This is a genomic window from Arthrobacter sp. GmRoot5-12 (assembly GCF_059739365.1).
In genome coordinates this window covers 127,468-143,986 of the sequence record NZ_AP046056.1, presented here as the reverse complement: position 1 = coordinate 143,986, position 16,519 = coordinate 127,468, and the positions used below count along the sequence as shown (strand labels likewise).

General features: G+C 65.8%; 17 protein-coding genes. 13 read left to right on the top strand and 4 right to left on the bottom strand.

Features of this window, described 5'->3' with window-relative positions:
* Positions 1–8: 8 nt before the first annotated feature.
* The 8 genes from pgeF to dnaE all read left to right on the top strand — a co-directional run bounded on the left by pgeF (position 9) and on the right by dnaE (position 8,541).
* The gene (pgeF, locus tag AC6JAM_RS00650; RefSeq protein ID WP_497933772.1) at positions 9–698 is read left to right on the top strand and encodes a peptidoglycan editing factor PgeF; all 690 of its coding nucleotides are present in this window, start codon (positions 9–11) and stop codon (positions 696–698) included.
* Complete coding sequence (locus AC6JAM_RS00645; protein ID WP_018771525.1) at positions 691–1,443, top strand: YggS family pyridoxal phosphate-dependent enzyme; 753 nt, start codon at positions 691–693, stop codon at positions 1,441–1,443. The genes pgeF and AC6JAM_RS00645 overlap by 8 nt, the downstream gene beginning before the upstream one ends.
* Before the next feature lie 90 nt (positions 1,444–1,533).
* Positions 1,534–2,064, top strand: coding sequence for a cell division protein SepF (locus AC6JAM_RS00640; protein ID WP_018771526.1), 531 nt, complete (start codon positions 1,534–1,536; stop codon positions 2,062–2,064).
* Positions 2,065–2,198: 134 nt separating this feature from the next.
* Positions 2,199–2,486 (top strand): YggT family protein, encoded by a 288-nt coding sequence (locus tag AC6JAM_RS00635; RefSeq protein ID WP_497933771.1) that lies wholly within the window; start codon positions 2,199–2,201, stop codon positions 2,484–2,486.
* A gap of 176 nt (positions 2,487–2,662) precedes the next feature.
* On the top strand, positions 2,663–3,346 hold the full coding sequence (locus AC6JAM_RS00630) for a DivIVA domain-containing protein (protein ID WP_056389772.1): 684 nt from the start codon (positions 2,663–2,665) through the stop codon (positions 3,344–3,346).
* A gap of 93 nt (positions 3,347–3,439) precedes the next feature.
* Complete coding sequence (gene lspA / locus AC6JAM_RS00625; protein WP_056389775.1) at positions 3,440–4,012, top strand: signal peptidase II; 573 nt, start codon at positions 3,440–3,442, stop codon at positions 4,010–4,012.
* The gene (locus AC6JAM_RS00620; RefSeq protein WP_056389777.1) at positions 4,005–4,931 is read left to right on the top strand and encodes an RluA family pseudouridine synthase; all 927 of its coding nucleotides are present in this window, start codon (positions 4,005–4,007) and stop codon (positions 4,929–4,931) included. The genes lspA and AC6JAM_RS00620 overlap by 8 nt, the downstream gene beginning before the upstream one ends.
* Positions 4,932–4,980: 49 nt before the next feature.
* Entirely contained in the window at positions 4,981–8,541 is a 3,561-nt protein-coding gene (gene dnaE / locus AC6JAM_RS00615) for a DNA polymerase III subunit alpha (RefSeq protein WP_018771531.1), read from the top strand.
* Positions 8,542–8,632: 91 nt separating this feature from the next.
* Here dnaE and AC6JAM_RS00610 read toward each other — a convergent pair whose 3' ends face one another.
* Positions 8,633–9,133 carry a flavin reductase family protein gene (locus AC6JAM_RS00610; protein ID WP_018771532.1) on the bottom strand — a complete coding sequence of 167 codons (501 nt, stop codon included), beginning with the start codon at positions 9,131–9,133 and terminating at the stop codon, positions 8,633–8,635.
* Between the two features lie 126 nt (positions 9,134–9,259).
* Here AC6JAM_RS00610 and AC6JAM_RS00605 point away from each other — a divergent pair, with 126 nt between their 5' ends.
* The 3 genes from AC6JAM_RS00605 to nrdR all read left to right on the top strand — a co-directional run bounded on the left by AC6JAM_RS00605 (position 9,260) and on the right by nrdR (position 11,804).
* Positions 9,260–9,781 carry a hypothetical protein gene (locus tag AC6JAM_RS00605; protein WP_018771533.1) on the top strand — a complete coding sequence of 174 codons (522 nt, stop codon included), beginning with the start codon at positions 9,260–9,262 and terminating at the stop codon, positions 9,779–9,781.
* A 4-nt stretch (positions 9,782–9,785) separates the two neighbouring features.
* Positions 9,786–11,159 (top strand): histidinol dehydrogenase, encoded by a 1,374-nt coding sequence (hisD, locus tag AC6JAM_RS00600; protein WP_144599607.1) that lies wholly within the window; start codon positions 9,786–9,788, stop codon positions 11,157–11,159.
* Positions 11,160–11,300: 141 nt separating this feature from the next.
* On the top strand, positions 11,301–11,804 hold the full coding sequence (nrdR, locus tag AC6JAM_RS00595) for a transcriptional regulator NrdR (protein WP_018771535.1): 504 nt from the start codon (positions 11,301–11,303) through the stop codon (positions 11,802–11,804).
* A gap of 51 nt (positions 11,805–11,855) precedes the next feature.
* On the opposite strand, the gene ppgK is transcribed toward nrdR, so the two are convergent.
* Together ppgK and map are read right to left on the bottom strand one after the other, a co-directional pair.
* Complete coding sequence (gene ppgK, locus AC6JAM_RS00590; protein WP_018771536.1) at positions 11,856–12,659, bottom strand: polyphosphate--glucose phosphotransferase; 804 nt, start codon at positions 12,657–12,659, stop codon at positions 11,856–11,858.
* Between the two features lie 108 nt (positions 12,660–12,767).
* Complete coding sequence (gene map, locus AC6JAM_RS00585; RefSeq protein ID WP_018771537.1) at positions 12,768–13,646, bottom strand: type I methionyl aminopeptidase; 879 nt, start codon at positions 13,644–13,646, stop codon at positions 12,768–12,770.
* Between the two features lie 122 nt (positions 13,647–13,768).
* Between map and AC6JAM_RS00580 the strand changes: the two genes are divergently transcribed.
* Positions 13,769–13,933 (top strand): hypothetical protein, encoded by a 165-nt coding sequence (locus AC6JAM_RS00580; RefSeq protein WP_018771538.1) that lies wholly within the window; start codon positions 13,769–13,771, stop codon positions 13,931–13,933.
* Positions 13,934–13,981: 48 nt separating this feature from the next.
* Here AC6JAM_RS00580 and panB read toward each other — a convergent pair whose 3' ends face one another.
* Positions 13,982–14,896 carry a 3-methyl-2-oxobutanoate hydroxymethyltransferase gene (panB, locus tag AC6JAM_RS00575; protein WP_056389792.1) on the bottom strand — a complete coding sequence of 305 codons (915 nt, stop codon included), beginning with the start codon at positions 14,894–14,896 and terminating at the stop codon, positions 13,982–13,984.
* Between the two features lie 276 nt (positions 14,897–15,172).
* Here panB and glnA point away from each other — a divergent pair, with 276 nt between their 5' ends.
* Positions 15,173–16,513 carry a type I glutamate--ammonia ligase gene (gene glnA, locus AC6JAM_RS00570; RefSeq protein ID WP_026266112.1) on the top strand — a complete coding sequence of 447 codons (1,341 nt, stop codon included), beginning with the start codon at positions 15,173–15,175 and terminating at the stop codon, positions 16,511–16,513.
* The last annotated feature ends 6 nt before the right edge of the window (positions 16,514–16,519 follow it).

Genomic DNA, 16,519 nt, shown 5'->3' with positions numbered 1-16,519 from the left:
GCACCGGTTTGTTCCACTGGCGCGCCGACATCCTCCCCGGGGTGTCGGCCGCATTCACCGACGTGCATGCGGGAAACCTTGCCCTGCATGTAGGAGACGATCCCGCTGCCGTCCTGGAGCGCAGGGCACGCCTGGAGCGGTCCATCGGAGTCGCGCCCCGGGCGCTCCGCTTCATGAACCAGGTCCACGGGACCAGCGTGGCGCTGATGGAAGCGGAGTCTCCCGGCCCTGAAGCCGACGCCATGGTGTCCCGCGGACTTCCGCTGGCCGTCATGGTTGCGGACTGCATTCCCGTGCTGCTCGCCGGGGAGTCCGCGGCCGGGCCCGTGATTGCCGCGGTGCACGCCGGCCGCCCGGGCATCGCAAAAGGTGTCCTTCCTGCCGCCGTGGACAGCATGCTGTCCCTTGGCGCGTCACGGATCCGGGCCTGGCTGGGGCCCTCAATCTGCGGGTCCTGCTACGAGGTTCCTGCAGCACTGCGGGATGAGGTGGCTGCCGTGGTCCCCGCCGCCCGGAGCACCACGTCCTGGGGGACACCTGCCCTGGACCTTCCTGCCGGTGCGCGCAGCCAGCTCGAGGGTGCGGGCGTGGGCGTGGAATACGCAGGGGGCTGCACCCTTGAGACGGAAACGCTCTATTCGTACCGCCGCGACCGCAATACCGGCCGTTTTGCCGGGTTGGTCTGGTGCCATGACTGAGGTTGCAGGTACCGGGCACGGCAGTGCGGATGACTCGCGCAGTGCCGAACTTGCGGAACGGCTTGCCGCCGTACGGAAGCGCATCGCAGCCGCGGCTGCGGGCGCCGGCCGCGGGGACAGGCTGCCCTCCCTGATCGTGGTCACGAAGTTCCACCCCGCGGACGATATCCGGCGCCTGGCCGCCCTTGGAGTTACGGATGTGGGCGAGAACCGGGACCAGGAGGCTGCCGCCAAAGCCCTCGAGCTGGCAGACCTGGACCTGACGTGGCATTTCGTTGGCCAACTGCAGACCAAGAAGGCCAAGTCCGTGGCCCGCTATGCCTCCGCCGTCCATTCCGTAGACCGGCCCCAGCTCGTGGAGGCGCTGGCCAAGGCGGTTCGCCACGAAATGGACGCCACCGGGCGGGCACCCCTGGACTGCTTCATCCAGGTCAGCCTTGAGCACGACGGCGGCACGCACCGCGGCGGTGCGGACCCCACCGACGTGCCACTCCTGGCAGAACGGATCGCCGGGTCGGAAGGCCTGAACCTGGCCGGCGTGATGGCAGTTGCCCCGCTGGGCGCGCCACCTGAGCCGGCGTTCGAACAGCTCGCGGGAATTTCCGCCCGGCTGGCTGCGGACTACCCCTCCGCCACTGCCATATCGGCAGGCATGAGCCAGGACCTGGAGGCGGCCATTAAGTTCGGGGCGACACACCTGCGAATCGGTTCGGATGTTCTCGGTTCCCGTCCCGCCGTGGGGTAGCGTCGGAGCTATTGGAAGTGATGGGCGGGGGACTCCAGTGCTGTCGAATCATTGGGCGGCCCGCTTACGGGACACGATTAGGAGTCGACCATGGCCGGCGCTCTGCGCAAGACAATGATCTATCTTGGGCTCGCCGACGGCGATGAGCATTACGAGCCCGAGCAAACGACCACACGTAAGGATGAGGACGAACCGATGGAAGTTGACCGCGAGGAACGCCGCGCTCCGGCGCCGGTCCGCGAAGTCAGCCGCGAGGCGTCCTACGCCCCTGAAGAGGAATACCGCGCCCCTGTGACCCCCATTAAGCGTGCGGCTTCCAGCCGCGAAGAGAACACTGGACTTCGCCAGATCACTACCATCCACCCGCGCTCCTACAACGATGCCAAGCTCATCGGTGAGAGTTTCCGGGACGGGATTCCGGTGATCATGAACGTCACGGACATGGGTGAGGCCGATGCCAAGCGCCTGGTGGACTTCTCGGCCGGACTTGTCTTTGGCCTGAGGGGAAGCATTGAGCGGGTGACCAACAAGGTGTTCCTGCTCTCACCGTCCTACGTTGAAGTGATCGGTGACGACAAGAAGGCCAGCGATACGCAGGCCAGTTTTTTCAACCAAAGCTGAGCGCAGAGGCTGCACACAGATGCCAGGCAGGGACACCTGTCTGGCATCTGTGCTGAAATAGACAAGACACCGGCAGTACGATCCCGGCCGCCACGATGGATGGGCCGCACGAACATGGAGATATGAAATAAGTCATGGGAATTGTTTTCGGACTTCTCTATCTCGCCCTGCTGCTGTTCTTTGTCGCCCTCATCATCCGCCTGGTGTTCGACTGGGTGCAGATGTTTGCCAGGGACTGGCGGCCCCGGGGCGCGGCTCTGGTGGTGGCGCACGCCGTGTATTCCATTACCGACCAGCCGCTGAAGGGCCTGCGGCGCATGATTCCGCCGCTCCGGCTCGGCGGCGTCTCCCTGGACCTGGGCTTCCTGATCCTGTTCATCGGCGTCAGCATTGCGATGAGCGTCACCAGGGGACTGGCCTGATTTACCCACCAGGGCCGGGCAATGCAAGGTGTTCCCCCCGGGAACAGCTAGTGTAAAGCGAAGAAACCTCGCGTTTGACACCGCAGTGTTGAATTAGAGTAAGCAGACCAAATTTAGGTACCGTAGTTTTGACGGCCGGAAGGCCTACTGACTAACCAGACCAGTGAGGTGACCAGATGGCTTTGACGCCAGAAGACGTTGTCAACAAGCGCTTTCAGCCCACCAAGTTCCGCGAGGGCTATGACCAGGACGAGGTTGACGACTTCCTGGACGAAATCGTCGTTGAACTCCGCCGCCTGAACCAGGAAAACGACGAGCTCCGCAAGAAGCTCGCCGAAGCAGGTTCGAGTGTTCCGGCCAGCTCAGCTGCCGCCCCCGTGGTGGAGAAGGTCCCCGCGCCGGTCAAGGCCGACAAGGACGAGGCCCGTGAAAAGGCTGAGGCCGAGGCGAAGGCTGCCGAAGCCAAGAAGAAGGACATCCAGCCGGCTGCCCCGGCTGCCGCCGCACCGGCCGCCCCTGCAGGCGTGGCCACTCCTTCCGCTGAATCCGCTGCCGGCCTGCTGGCCATGGCGCAGCAGATGCACGACCGCCACGTCGCCGACGGCCAGGCCCAGAAGGACAAGATCATCGCCGAAGCGCAGATCGAAGCCAGCAGCCTCGTCAACGACGCCCAGGAGAAGTCCCGCAAGATCCTCGGCGCGCTGGAGCAGCAGCGCTCCGTCCTGGAACGCAAGGTGGAGCAGCTCCGCGGCTTCGAACGCGACTACCGTTCACGCCTGAAGGCCTACATCGAGGGCCAGCTCCGCGACCTGGATGCCCGCGGCTCAGTAGCGACCCCGGAAGTCAGCGAAGCCAACTAAGTCTGGCAGCACGTATTCTGAAAGCCGGTGGCTGAGGATTCCTCGGCCACCGGCTTTTGGCATTGAGACCCAGCACCACGAATTGAAAGCACCATGACTGACGAACTCGCTGCGGATGCGGCACGCCCTGTCCCACCCTCACCACGCCCGCGCCGGGCAGTGCTGCTGTCCCTGTTCGCCGGGTTCGCGGTTTTCGCCTACGTCCTGGACCAGCTGACCAAACTCTGGGTCACTTCCACCATGGTGGAAGGGGAGCGGATTCCCGTCCTGCCGCCCCTCCTGCACTGGTACTTCATCCGGAATTCGGGTGCCGCGTTTTCCATTGGTGAGAATGTCACGTGGGTGTTTTCCATCATCATGGCCGCCGTGGCCGTCGCCATCCTTTTCCAGGTGCGCAGGCTGGGTTCTGCCTGGTGGTCCCTTGCCTTGGGTTTGCTGCTCGGCGGGGCCCTGGGCAACCTCACCGACCGGCTCTTCCGCGAACCGTCCTTCGGCATGGGCCACGTGGTGGACTTCATCCAGCTGCCCAATTTCGCTATCTTCAACATCGCCGACTCGGCCGTCGTCTCCGCCGTCGCCATCATCTGCCTCCTGACCATCCGCGGAATCGCGCTGGACGGAACCCGGCTGGGGAACGCGCACAAGGAAAAGACCGCCCATGACTGAGCGCGTTGTGGTGGCTGACGAATACGGCGGGACGCGGGCTGACGCCGGGCTGGCCGGCCTTTTGGGGGTATCCCGTTCCGTGGCCGCGTCCCTGCTGGCGGAGGGCCACGTCCTGAACCGGGGCAAGGCATTGGGAAAGTCGGCAAAACTCGTGGCCGGGGACGTCCTGGACGTCACCGTCCCGGAGCGGCGTGACCCGCTGGAAGTCGTGGAGGAGATTGTGGAAGGCCTGAACATCCTGCTCGACGACGACGATTTCGTCGTCGTCGACAAACCCGTGGGCGTGGCCGCCCATCCCTCGCCCGGCTGGGTGGGGCCCACAGTGGTAGGCGGCCTGGCCGCCGCCGGGTACCGCATCTCCACGTCGGGTGCCCCGGAGCGGGCAGGAATCGTCCACCGCCTCGACGTCGGGACCTCCGGCGTGATGGTCGTGGCCAAGTCCGAGCGGGCCTACACAGCCCTGAAACGCGCCTTCAAGGAGCGCACGGTGGACAAGGTCTACCACGCGGTGGTGCAGGGCCTTCCCGATCCCCTGACCGGGACCATCGACGCCCCCATCGGACGCCACCCCGGGCATGACTGGCGTTTTGCCGTCATCGAGGATGGCCGCCCCTCGGTGACCCATTACGAGGTCCTGGAGGCATTCGGCAAGGCCAGCCTGGTGGAGGTCCACCTTGAAACCGGGCGGACCCACCAGATCCGGGTCCACTTCTCCGCACTCCGCCACCCCTGCGCCGGCGACCTCACGTACGGCGCCGACCCCCGCCTTGCCGCCACCCTTGGGCTCACCCGCCAGTGGCTGCACGCCCGCGCACTGTCATTCGACCACCCCGTGACGGGGGAGCGCGTCACGGTCACCAGCGACTACCCCCAGGACCTGGCTTACGCACTGGAAGTACTCGAATCGGGACAGGCCTGACACGGGCCTCCTGGCGGAGCAGCAAAGCGGCAGCGCTTAGAATGGTGCGGTGAGTTCCAGCAAAGATTCGTTTGTCCACCTGCACACCCACACCGAATATTCCATGCTGGATGGAGCTGCCCGGCTGGGGGAGCTGTTCGACGAAACCGAGCGCCTGGGCATGCCTGCCCTCGCCACGACGGACCACGGCTACCTGTTCGGTGCCTTCGATTTCTGGCGAAAGGCCACGGACAAGGGCATCAAGCCGATCATTGGCGTCGAGGCGTACGTAACCCCCGGCACCGCTCGGACGGACAAGGAACGCGTCCGGTGGGGCGACGAATCCCAGCGCAAGGACGACGTCTCCGGCGGTGGGTCCTACACCCACATGACGCTGCTGAGCTACAACAACGTGGGCATGCGGAACCTGTTCCGGGCCTCGTCCATCGCCTCGCTTGACTCGGTGTTCGGCAAGTGGCCCCGGCTGGACCGCGAACTGCTGAACACCTACTCGGAAGGGCTGATCGCCACCACCGGATGCCCCTCCGGTGAGGTCCAGACCCGGCTCCGGCTCGGCCAGTACCGCGAAGCCTTGGAAGCAGCGGCCGAATTCCGGGACATCTTCGGCGCGGACAACTACTTCTGCGAACTGATGGACCACGGGCTGGACATTGAACGGCGCGTCACCGGTGACCTGCTGCGGCTGGCCAAGGACCTGAACCTGCCGCTGGTGGCCACCAATGACCTCCACTACACCCACGAGCACGACGCCAAGGCACACGAGGCGCTGCTGGCCATCCAGTCCGGCTCCACGCTGCTGGAACCTACCTATGACAACGGCGGTTCGCGGTTCGCGTTCTCCGGCAGCGGCTACTACCTCAAATCTCCCCAGGAGATGCGGGAGCTCTTCCGCGACCACCCGGAGGCATGCGACAACACCCTGCTCATCGCCGAGCGCTGCGAGGTGTCCTTCAACACGGATGCCAACTACATGCCGCGGTTCCCCTGCCCGCCAGGCGAGGACGAAACCTCCTGGCTGGTCAAGGAAGTGGACAAGGGCCTGAAGTACCGTTACCCGGGCGGCATACCGGACGAGGTCCGCAAGCAGGCCGACTACGAGCTCGGCGTCATCACCTCCATGGGCTTCCCGGGCTACTTCCTGGTGGTTGCCGACTTCATCAACTGGGCCAAGAACAACGGCATCCGGGTGGGCCCCGGGCGTGGTTCGGGTGCAGGCTCGATGGTGGCCTACGCCATGCGCATCACCGACCTCGACCCCCTGCGCCACGGACTGATCTTCGAACGGTTCCTCAACCCGGACCGCGTCTCCATGCCCGACTTCGACGTCGACTTCGATGACCGGCGCCGTTCCGAGGTCATCGACTATGTGACCCGGAAGTACGGCGACGAGCGCGTGGCCATGATCGTCACGTACGGCACCATCAAGACCAAGCAGGCCCTCAAGGACTCCTCCCGTGTCCTTGGCTACCCCTTCAGCATGGGCGAGCAGCTGACCAAGGCACTGCCGCCGGCCGTGATGGCAAAGGACATCCCGCTGGCGGACATCCAGAACCCGGAAGCCAAGCGTTACAGCGAGGCGGGGGACTTCCGGCAGCTCATTGCCACCGACCCCGAAGCCGCCAAGGTTTTCGAGACGGCACTGGGCATTGAAGGCCTGAAGCGGCAGTGGGGCGTGCACGCGGCCGGCGTGATCATGTCCTCCGACCCGATCATCGACGTCATCCCCATCATGCGCCGTTTCCAGGACGGCCAGGTGATCACCCAGTTCGACTACCCCACGTCCGAGGGCCTTGGCCTGATCAAGATGGACTTCCTGGGCCTGCGGAACCTGACGATCATTTCCGATGCCCTTGAGAACATCAAGATGAACCGGGGCATCGAGCTGGACCTGGAAAACCTCGAGCTGGACGATGCCGAGTCCTATGAACTCCTGGCCCGCGGCGACACCCTGGGTGTCTTCCAGCTCGATGGCGGTCCCATGCGGTCGCTGCTCAAGCTCATGAAGCCTGACAACTTCGAAGACATTTCCGCCGTCCTGGCGCTCTACCGTCCGGGCCCCATGGGCGCCAACGCCCACACCGACTACGCGCTGCGCAAGAACGGGATCCAGGAAGTGATCCCCATCCATCCGGAACTCGAGGAACCCCTCAAGGAAATCCTCGGCGGCACCTATGGCCTGATTGTGTACCAGGAGCAGGTCATGGCCGTGGCCCAGAAGCTGGCCGGCTATTCCCTGGGCCAGGCAGACATCCTCCGCCGCGCCATGGGCAAGAAGAAGAAGTCCGAGCTGGACAAGCAGTTTGCGGGCTTCTCCCAGGGCATGCAGGACAACGGCTACTCCATGGAGGCCGTCAAGACCCTCTGGGACATCCTGCTGCCCTTCTCCGACTACGCCTTCAACAAGGCGCACTCCGCCGCGTACGGCGTGATCTCCTACTGGACCGCGTACCTCAAGGCGCACTATGCGCCGGAATACATGGCGGCCCTGCTGACCTCGGTGGGCGATGACAAGGACAAATCGGCAATCTACCTCAACGAGTGCCGGCGCATGGGCATCACGGTCCTTCCGCCGGACGTCAACGAGTCCGCCCTGAACTTCACTCCGGTGGGGAACGACATCCGCTTTGGCATGGGTGCCATCCGCAATGTGGGCGTCAACGCCGTCGAGGCCATGGTGGCCGCCCGCGAAAGCGAGGGCGCCTTCACCTCGTTCAAGGACTACCTGATGAAGGTGCCGGCCGTGGTCTGCAACAAGCGGACCATCGAATCCCTCATCAAGTCGGGGGCGTTCGACTCACTGGGCCACCACCGCCGTGCCCTGGCAATGATCCATGAAGAGGCGATCGACTCCGTCATCACCCTCAAGCGCAACGAGGCCATTGGCCAGTTCGACCTTTTCGCCGGATTCGAGGAAGCCGGTTCGGAGTCGTCCTCCCTGAGCATCGAGATTCCGGACCTGCCCGAGTGGGAGAAGAAGGACAAGCTCTCCTTCGAGCGGGACATGCTGGGACTCTACGTGTCGGACCACCCGCTGCAGGGCCTCGAGGGACTTCTGGCCCAGCACGCCGAGATGAGCATCACCACTATCCTGGGCGAGGACGGTCCGCAGGACGGCGCCATCATCACCATCGCGGGCATGATCACGTCGCTGAGCCGGCGCATCGCCAAAGCCAGCGGCAACGCTTACGCCCGGGCGGAGGTCGAAGACCTGGGCGGCTCGATCGAGGTCATGTTCTTCGGGCAGGTTTACGGGCCCATCGCCTCCGTCCTCGCCGAGGACCTGATCGTGGTGGTCAAGGGCCGGCTGCAGAAGCGCGACGACGGCGCCATCACCCTGAACTGCATGGAGTTGTCCGTCCCGGACCTCAGCGAAGGGCTGAACGGGCCCCTGGTGATCACCATGCCCACCCACAAGGCCACCGAGGCCGTGGTCACCGAGCTGGGCGATGTGCTGCGCACCCACCGGGGCAATTCGGAGGTGCGGCTGCACCTGCAGGGAGACACCCGCACGGAAATCATGGGCCTGCCGGTCCACCTCCGCGTCAACCCCAGCCCGTCGCTGTTCGGCGACCTGAAGGTCCTGCTGGGCCCCGCCTGCCTGGACGCCTGACAAAGGAACAGCCGACGGCGGCCGGCACCTGCCGCCGTCGTGCCCTGCCCGGGTGCGTGGCTGGGGGCGGGGGTGGGGCTGCGTGCCGCGCCTAGATTTCGTAATCCAGCGGCATGGGCTGCCCGTAGGCGCCGCCGTGGTACAGCAGGGGTGATCCCTCGCCGCCCACCTGGCCGTCCACCACCTGGACCACCACCACCGCGTTGTTCTCGAAGGAGAGCCGCATCTGCACCTCGCCGATCAGCCACCCTGCGACGTCCTTCAGAATGGGCACACCGTGCGGACCGATCTCCCAGTGGTTGCCTTCGAAGCGGTTGCCCGGGCGGGCAAAGCGGGCGGCCAGTTCCTGGTTCTCCAGCCCCAGCATGTGCACACCCAGGTACTGGGTGTTGGCCACGGCCGGCCAGGACCTTGAACTGCGTGCCATGTTGAACGTGAACCGGGGCGGCTTGGCGGACAGCGACGCCACCGAGGTGGCGGTGAAGCCGTAGGGCTCGTCCTGGTAGTTCACGGTGATGATGGCAACGCCCGCGGCGTGGCGGCGGAACATCTCCCTGAACGTCTGCTCGAACGGCTCGCTGCTGTCGGTCACCGGAACTCCTGCACTAAGTGGTGTAACTCTTCCTCCAAGCCTATTGGCCCGCGGCCGGGGCGGAGAACAGCCGCACGCACTGCGTGGCCGGATCACCTGGCAGGAACCTTTGTTAAGGTGTGATGCATGACAAACTCCGCACGGCGGCTGCCCTGGTCCCTGCTGCTGGTTCCGGCGGCGGCCGGAATTCCGGCAGGCATCCTGTGGTGGCTCCTGGCGCCGGGCGGATTGAACCTGGTTACACGGGATCCCGCCCTGGCGTCGGGCACGGTTCCCCTGGTGTGGCTTCCGCGCGACCTCACCCTGGCAGGGATCCTGGTGCTGGCCGGTTGCCTCCTGGCCGTGTTCCTGGCGGATGGCAGGCGTGCGGACCCGCAGGCGGCCCTGCTGACCGGCCTTGCCGGAGCGCTGGCAGGCAGTGTACTCGCCTGGGGGACCGGGGTTTTTGCAGGCCGGCTCTTGGGACCTGCTGTTGATGCGTCGGCGAACGCCAGCATCGCCTTTTCCCTCCGGGCGTGGCCGGTGCTGCTGCTGTGGCCTGCCGCCACGGCAATGTCGGTCTTCGTGCTGGAACTGTTCGGCGGGGCGGGCAGGAAGCCCCGGGAGAAGGGGACGGAACAGGCAGGCGCGAACGGCCCCGTAAAATAGTCCGGTGACCACTTTCCCGGAGTTTCCCGCCCCCGCGGCAGCCGCCGTCGATTTCCGCACCGTCGACCTTCGCGGCCGCAACCTGACGCTCGCAGCCCTGCGCGCCGCCGTTCCCCGGGCCAAGGGCCAGACCGTGGCGGATGCCGAAGAAAAGGTCCTGGAGATCATCTCCGCCGTCCGGCAGCGCGGCTTTGCGGCGCTGGCGGACTTGGCGGAAAGGTTCGACGGCGTGGCCCAGGACCACCCGCTGGTCCCCAGGGAGGCGATTGACGCAGCGCTGGCCCAGTTGGAACCGGAGGTGCGGGCCGCGCTGGAGGAATCGATCAGCCGGGCACGGAAATTCGCTGACGCCCAGCGCCCCCGCAACGTGGACGTCGAACTTGGCGACGGCGCCGTCGTCAGCCAGAACTGGGTCCCCGTGGCGCGGGTGGGGCTGTACGTTCCCGGCGGCCTTGCCGTGTACCCCTCATCGGTGATCATGAACGTCGTGCCCGCACTCGCGGCAGGCGTGGAATCCGTTGCCCTGGCCTCACCGCCGCAGAAGGAGTTCGGCGGCCTGCCGCACCCCACCATCCTGGCCGCAGCGGCGCTGCTGGGCGTCACCGAGGTCTATGCCATCGGCGGTGCGCAGGCCATCGCCGCCTTCGCGTACGGCGTCGAAGCCTCACCGGCCGGTCCCGCGCTGGAGCCCGTCGATGTGGTGACAGGGCCCGGGAACATCTTCGTCGCCACGGCCAAACGGCTGGTCAAGGGCGTTGTTGGAATCGACTCCGAGGCGGGAACCACGGAAATCGCCATCCTGGCCGACGACTCCGCCCAGCCGGCGCTGGTTGCCGCAGACCTGCTCAGCCAGGCCGAGCACGATCCCAAGGCCGCATCGGTCCTGATCACCGATTCGGAAGAGCTGGCCGCGGCCGTGCGCGCTGAACTGGAGCTTCAGGCCGCTGCAACCAAACACTCGGCCAGGGTCCGGGAGGCGCTGTCCGGCCCGCAGTCCGGCGTCGTGCTGGTGGACGGACTGGAGCAGGGGATCGCTGCCTGCGACGCCTACGCCGCCGAGCACCTGGAAATCATGACCCGCGATGCCGCAGCCGTGGCTGCACGGATCCGCAATGCGGGGGCAATCTTCGTGGGCGACTACAGCCCGGTGAGCCTGGGCGACTACTGCGCAGGCTCCAACCACGTGCTGCCTACCAGTGGCACCGCCGCCTTTTCCTCGGGCCTGAACGTCACCACCTTCCTGCGCGCCATCCAGGTGGTCAACTACAGCCGGGAAGCCCTGGCCGAGGTCAGCGGGCACATCGTGAGCCTGTCCCGGGCCGAGGACCTTCCGGCCCACGGCGACGCCGTCACGGTGCGGTTCCCCGGCCAGGGGTGACACCACTACATGTAGTAATTACAGGATTGTTATTACCCCACATGTGCCCGTAAACTGGGAGGCGCCACAGCATTGCCCCCCGGCGGTGCTGATGGCTTCCAAAGAATCTTGCACACCACAAGCGAAAAAGGGGGGAACGACATGTACTGCCCGTTCTGCCGCAACCCCGATTCCCGCGTGGTGGACAGCCGGATGGCGGATGACGGTTCAGCCATCCGCCGGCGCCGGCAGTGCCCCGAATGCGGCCGCCGGTTCACCACCGTGGAAACAACCAGCCTCTCCGTGATCAAGCGGTCCGGCGTGGGCGAACCCTTCAGCCGCAGCAAGGTCATCAACGGAGTCCGCAAGGCCTGCCAGGGCCGCCCCGTGAGCGAGGATGACCTCGCCATGCTGGCCCAGGAAGTCGAAGAACAAATCCGGGCGTCCGGTGCAGCCGAAATCGATGCCCACGAGGTGGGCCTGGTGATCCTTGGACCACTGCAGAAACTCGACAAGGTGGCGTACCTGCGCTTTGCCAGCGTGTACCAGGCGTTCGAGTCCCTTGAGGATTTCGAAACTGCTATCGCCCTGCTCCGCCACGAGGCCGAAGAGGACGCCAAAGGCCCGGCCGGCAACGCCAAGAGCTCCGAGAAGAGCCCCCTCTAGACTCCGGTGGCGGCAGCGGAGGGGAAGCCGCAGCCGCCACCGGCACCACTCCTACTTGGCCAGCTTGTGCTTCAGGGCGATTTCCAGGGCGGCGCCCACAATGCCTGCCTCGTTGCGCAGGACAGCCGGGACAATCGGGGTGCGGAGCTTGAGGTTGGGAAGGTACTCGTCCGCGCGCTTCGAGATTCCGCCGCCCACGATGAACAGTTCCGGCGAGAACAGGAACTCCACGTGGGAGAAGTAGCGCTGAAGCAGCACGCTGTACTCGTCCCATGACAGCCCGTCCCGTTCCCGGGCCACGGCGGATGCCTTGGATTCGGCGTCGAAGCCGTCAATTTCAAGGTGGCCCAGCTCGGCGTTGGGGACCAGTTTGCCGTCGAAGATGAAGGCCGAACCGATGCCTGTACCGAGGGTGATGACCAGGACCGTGCCGGACACGCCGGCGCCGGCACCGTAGCGTGCTTCGGCCAGGCCGGCGGCGTCGGCGTCGTTGATGACCTCCACGGGACGGCCCAGCCGCGCGGTAAGGAGGGCATCGATGTCGGTGTCCAGCCAGCTTTTGTCCACGTTGGCGGCCGAATGGACCACGCCGTGCTGGATGATCCCCGGGAACGTCACGCCCACGGGAGAGCCGGCTTCGGGAGCCTCGGGGCGCGCAGAAAGCTCGGCCACCACCAGGGCCACGGCCTCGGCCACAGCCTCCGGGGTGGCGGGCTGGGGCGTGGGCACACGGAAGCGCTCACCCAGGAGCTTGCCCTTCTTCAGGTCGACAATGCCGCCCTTGATGCCCGTGCCACCGATGTCGATGCCGATCAGCGGTGCGTTCTTGTGCGGTTTTTCGTCCTTCTTGGCCAATGGGATTCCGTTCGTGTGACAGGGGCGGGCAGGAAAAGGGGCCGCTTGCGCGGCCGGTAACAGGTGTCCGGTCTGCGCCGGCAGCATGCCCGTGCGGGCATGGCCGGGTTACGGGAGGGTGAGGATTTCGGCGCCGGTCTCGGTGACCAGCAGGGTGTGCTCGAACTGTGCGGTGCGCCGACGGTCCCGGGTGACCACGGTCCAGTCGTCGCTCCACATGTCCCACTCCACGGTGCCCAGGGTGAGCATCGGTTCGATGGTGAACACCATGCCGGCCTCGATCACCGTGTTGTACGCAGGCGCGGCATCATAGTGCGGAATGATCAGCCCGGTGTGGAATGCCTCGCCAACCCCGTGGCCGGTGAAGTCGCGCACCACGCCGTAGCCGAACCGCTTGGCGTAGGACTGGATGGCACGGCCAATGACGTTGATCTCGCGTCCGGGCGCCACGGCCTTGATGGCGCGGTTCAGCGACTCCCTGGTGCGCTCCACCAGCAGCCGTGATTCCTCGTCCACGTCCCCCACCAGGAAGGTGAAGTTGGTGTCGCCGTGGACGCCGTTGATGTAGGCAGTGATGTCGATGTTCAGGATGTCGCCGTCCTGGACCACCGTGCTGTCCGGAATGCCATGGCAAATGACCTCGTTCAAGGACGAGCAGAGCGATTTGGGGAATCCGCGGTAACCGAGCGTGGACGGGTAGGCGTTGTGGTCCAGCAGGAACTCGTGGCCCACCTTGTCCAGCTCATCCGTGGTGACGCCCGGCTGGATGTGCCTGCCCACTTCAACGATGGCCTGGGCCGCGATCCTGCTGGCAATCCGGATCTTCTCGATGGTCTCCGCGGATTTGACCTCGGAACCGGTGAACTTGGCCGGGGCGGGCTTGCCGACATACTCCGGACGGGGGATGGACGCCGGGACGGGACGCTGCGGACTCACGGTACCCGGGGTCAGGGTGCCAATGGGTGCAGTCGAGGCAAGGGAAGGCATAGATTGATCATATAAGGCACCACAGAACGCCTAACAACCGACAAGCGGCGGAGGGCACGCGTAAGTGTTTGTGTTACGTGGATCACCCCCGGCTTTCCCTGTCGCCGGAACGAGGAGCAACGATGACTGAGTACTGGTTCAACATCAAGACCCACGAGGTGGAAGAGGACCGGATGTCGGACTGGAGCCAGCTCATTGGGCCCTACCAGACCCGGGCGGAAGCCGAACACGCCCTGGAAAAGGTCAAAGCGCGCAACGAGGCCTGGGAAAAGGGCGACGACGACTGACCCGTTGGGTGCGTCCGGCCTCGCTGCAGCCGGCTTACCCGGGCGGGTTTAGAACGAGTGCTCCGGGCCGGGGAACTGGCCTGACCGGACGTCCTCGCCATAGGCGGTGGCGGCGTCGAGCAATGTGCTGCGCAGGTCCGCGTACTGCTTGACGAACTTGGCCATCCGGCCGCCCCGCAGGCCGGCCATGTCCTGCCACACGAGCACCTGGCCGGTCGTCGCCTTGCCGGCACCGATGCCAACCGTGGGAACGCTCACTGCCGCGTCGACCGCCGCCGCTGTTTCGGCAGGCACCATCTCCATCAGCACGCAGAACGCCCCGGCGTCCGCCAGCGCGACGGCGTCGTCAATCAGGCGCCGGGCATCGTCGCCGCGGCCCTGGACACGGTACCCGCCCAGGGCGTGTTCGCTTTGGGGGGTGAAGCCGATATGGGCCATGACCGGAATGCCTGCCTGCACCATGGCCCGGACCGTTGGAGCGTAGTACTTCCCGCCCTCGATCTTCACGGCGTGGGCCAGCCCTTCCTTCAGGAAACGGACACCGGCGGCCACGGCCTGTTCGGCGCTGACCTCGTAGCTGCCGAACGGAAGGTCCGCCACCACCAGGGCGCGTTTGGCGGTCCTGGCGACGGCCCGGCACAGGGGGAGCAGCTCGTCCACAGTCACCGGAAGGCTGGTCTCGTTGCCGAACACGTTGTTCGACGCCGAATCGCCAACCAGGAGCACCTCGATGCCGGCTGCGTCAAAGATCTCGGCCGTGTATTGCTCGTACGCGGTAAGCATGGCGAACTTGGTGCCGTCGTTCTTGGCCTGCTGCAGGTGGTGGATGCGGACCTTTGCCGGCTTCCGTTCCGCCGGGGCCGGGGCCGGGGCCGCAGCCGCGGCCGCTGTGCCCGGGCCGCTTCCGTAAGGTGCGGGTACTTCTGCGGACGCGCTGGAGTCGGAGCTGTTGCTGGAGGCCATGGGATGAGCGTAGTGCGGTACCCGGCGTCCTAGCTACCGCGGGCGGCGCCGGTCAAAGGTGATTAGCGTCATAGCGGCGCTTTGGGCGGGCGCCAAAGGGCGCTGGAGACCCGGGCGGGGGGCGGCCTGGGCGGCCGAACAGGTTAATGCTGTGTTACGCACGGGGCAGGCTCAAGCATCGGCGCCGAATGATTAGTACAGTGATGATGAACTGCTGCCGGCTTTCCCCTTTGCGCGGGCCCCGGAGCATGAACGTTGACCGGAGAAGAGGCCATCATGGACCGCCAGCAAGAATTTGTCCTGCGCACGATCGAAGAGCGCGACGTACGTTTCGTGCGGCTGTGGTTCACCGACGTCGTGGGTTCGCTGAAGTCCGTGGCGCTGGCGCCGGCGGAAGTCGAGGGAGCGTTCGAGGAAGGCCTCGGCTTCGACGGTTCCTCCATTGAGGGCCTGGCGCGCGTCTTCGAATCGGACATGCTGCTGCAGCCGGACCCGGCAACCTTCCAGATCCTGCCGTGGCGCGGCGAGACGGAGCAGACCTCACGCATGTTCTGCGACATCCTGACTCCCGACGGCGAGCCCTCCACCGCTGATCCGCGCAACGTCCTCAAGCGGACCCTTGCCAAGGCCGCGGACATGGGCTTCACCTGCTACACGCATCCCGAGATCGAGTTCTACCTGCTCAAGTCCCAGGAGCCGGGTCCGGACGGCGCACCCGTGCCGGTGGATGAGGGCGGCTACTTCGACCACGTTCCCGGCGGCGTGGCCCAGGACTTCCGCCGCACCGCCGTCACCATGCTGGAATCGGTGGGAATCTCGGTGGAGTTCAGCCATCACGAAGGCGGTCCCGGCCAGAACGAGATCGACCTTCGCTACGCCGACGCACTGCAGACCGCGGACAACATCATGACGTTCCGCACGGTCATCAAGGAGGTTGCCCTGCAGCAGGGAACCTACGCCACCTTCATGCCCAAGCCGTTCACCGACCACCCCGGTTCCGGAATGCATACGCACTTCTCGCTGTTCGAGGGGGACAGCAATGCGTTCTTCGAGGCAGGTGCCGAGTTCCAGCTGTCCAAGACGGCCCGCCAGTTCATTGCCGGCATCCTCAAGCACGCCCCCGAGTTCACGGCAGTCACCAACCAGTTCGTCAACTCCTACAAGCGCCTGTGGGGCGGCGGCGAGGCTCCCAGCTACCTGAGCTGGGGGCATAACAACCGTTCCGCCCTGGTCCGCGTGCCGCTGTACAAGCCGGGCAAGGGCCAGTCCGCCCGCATCGAGTACCGCGGCATCGATTCCGCGGCCAACCCCTACCTTGCCTATGCCGTCCTGCTCGGTGCAGGGCTGAAGGGCATTGAGGAAGGCTACGAGCTGCCGGCAGCCGCTGAGGACGACGTCTGGTCGCTCAGCTCGGCCGAGCGCCGCGCCATGGGCCACGATCCGCTGCCGGCAAGCCTGCACGACGCCATCCGCTCCATGGAGGACTCGGAGCTGATGCCGCAGATCCTGGGCGAGCAGGTCTACGAGCACTTCCTGCGCAACAAGCGCGCCGAATGGCAGGACTACCGGCTGCAGGTGACGCCCTACGAGCTGCAGCGCAACCTCGGCATCCTCTAGGTGCCA